The organism is Phytobacter massiliensis JC163 (genome assembly GCF_000321045.1).
Classification (GTDB): Bacteria; Pseudomonadota; Gammaproteobacteria; order Enterobacterales; family Enterobacteriaceae; genus Phytobacter_A; species Phytobacter_A massiliensis.
The window spans coordinates 1-556 of record NZ_CAEO01000192.1; the positions used below are offsets into that span (position 1 = coordinate 1).

1 pseudogene is annotated in these 556 nt (G+C 65.3%); it reads left to right on the forward strand.

The window, feature by feature from the left end:
* Window positions 1-556: pseudogene (locus ENTHG_RS00170) on the forward strand (sodium-extruding oxaloacetate decarboxylase subunit alpha); the annotation flags it as partial.

A 556-nucleotide genomic window follows, 5' to 3' on the forward strand; every position in this document is an offset into this window, starting at 1 on the left:
GGAAATCCCCCGCGTGCGCGAGGACCTCGGCTTTATTCCTTTAGTCACCCCGACCTCGCAGATTGTCGGCACCCAGGCGGTGCTCAACGTCCTGACCGGGGAGCGCTACAAATCCATCGCCAAAGAGACCGCCGGGATTCTGAAAGGCGAGTACGGCCACACCCCGGCTCCGGTGAACGCGGCCTTACAGGCGCGGGTGCTGGAGGGGGCAGAGGCCGTCACCTGCCGCCCGGCGGATTTACTCAAACCGGAGCTGGCACAGCTGGAAGCCGATGTGAAGCGCCAGGCGCAGGAGAAGGGCATTGTGCTTGCGGACAACGCCATCGAGGACGTGCTCACCGTGGCCCTGTTCCCGCAGCCGGGAATGAAGTTCCTCGAAAACCGCAACAACCCGGCGGCCTTTGAGCCGGTGCCGCAGGCGGAAGCCGCGCAGCCGGTGGCAAAAGCGGACAAACCCGCCGCCTCCGGCGTCTACACCGTGGAAGTGGAAGGCAAAGCCTTTGTGGTCAAAGTCAGCGACGGCGGCGATATCAGCCAGCTGACGGCGGCCACCCCG